General features: G+C 46.8%; 2 protein-coding genes. One reads left to right on the top strand and one right to left on the bottom strand.

Going from position 1 to position 1,015, the window contains the following annotated elements; translation table 11 throughout:
• Positions 1-22 precede the first annotated feature (22 nt).
• The gene (locus tag BLQ81_RS12885; protein ID WP_317042030.1) at positions 23-706 is read left to right on the top strand and encodes a winged helix-turn-helix domain-containing protein; all 684 of its coding nucleotides are present in this window, start codon (positions 23-25) and stop codon (positions 704-706) included.
• A 126-nt stretch (positions 707-832) separates the two neighbouring features.
• Here the strand turns inward: BLQ81_RS12885 and BLQ81_RS22495 are convergent.
• On the bottom strand, positions 833-1,015 hold a 183-nt coding region (locus BLQ81_RS22495; RefSeq protein ID WP_217636665.1), incomplete at its 5' end, for a hypothetical protein.

The following is a 1,015-nucleotide window of genomic DNA, read 5'->3' as shown; positions in this document are numbered from 1 at the left end:
GTGGACTGTTGACTAAAAATAAGTGTACCAAGTACAAAGTACCATGTACCAAGACCAGCATCGGTCATACAACATCCCACTTCCGTCTCAGGTCTTCCAGCTCCAAAACATCGGTCATCGGTCATCCGTCATCCGACAACCCTCAACCTCAACAGTCCTCACAACTTCGTATCTCGTACCTCGTAACTCGAATCTCCCTCTGCTCGACTCCCTCGTCACGTCTAAAACCAGAATCAAACTTCTCCTGAAGTTTTTCTCTTACGCAAACTCCGGCTATCTCCGCTCACTTGCCAAAGAATTTGATGAATCCACCAATTCAGTGCGGGTCGAACTCAACCGCCTGACTGAAGCTGGATTGCTGTTGGCAGAGGATGAGGGTAAAACCAAGGTCTACCGCGCCAACAAACTCCATCCCTTTTTTCATGAAATCACAGGCATGGTCTCCAAATTTCTGGGATTGGAAGAACTGATGGAGAAAATCGTCAAACGGATGGGAGAGGTGGAAAAAGCCTACATCGTGGGGGATTACGCCCAGGGTATCGATTCGGGAACAGTCAACATGATCCTGATCGGTAAAAATCTCGACACCGTCTACCTGGACTACATCCTTCAAAAAACCTACCAGAAAGTCCAACGAAAAGTAGAAGTCCAAATCCTTGAAGAAGACCCGGGCAATGTGCAGGGCATTCTTGTATTTGGGGTTTGAAGGTGATAGTAGCAAGACACAAGTAGCATGATGTACCATGTACCATGTACCAAGATAGTCGAAGCATTTCTTTGAGACCTTGAAAAAGTCAAGCACTGCCCAAAAGCCATGAAGTTGTTTAAAACCTCAACCAAAGCCAAACTTAAAAAAACCTTCGCGTCCCATCGCGTCTTTGCGGTTAAAACAGTAGGTAGTTTGCTGAATCAAGAGACAAGAATCAAGAAGCAAGACAAACTTCCAACTGAACATCCCGCTGCTGTGGACCATGGACTGTGGACCGTTGACTACTGCCCACTGCCCACTGCCCTG

It is taken from the genome of Algoriphagus alkaliphilus (assembly GCF_900103735.1).
Taxonomy (GTDB): Bacteria; Bacteroidota; Bacteroidia; order Cytophagales; family Cyclobacteriaceae; genus Algoriphagus; species Algoriphagus alkaliphilus.
Note: the sequence above shows the minus strand (reverse complement) of the source record. Positions and strands in the feature narration are given on the sequence as shown.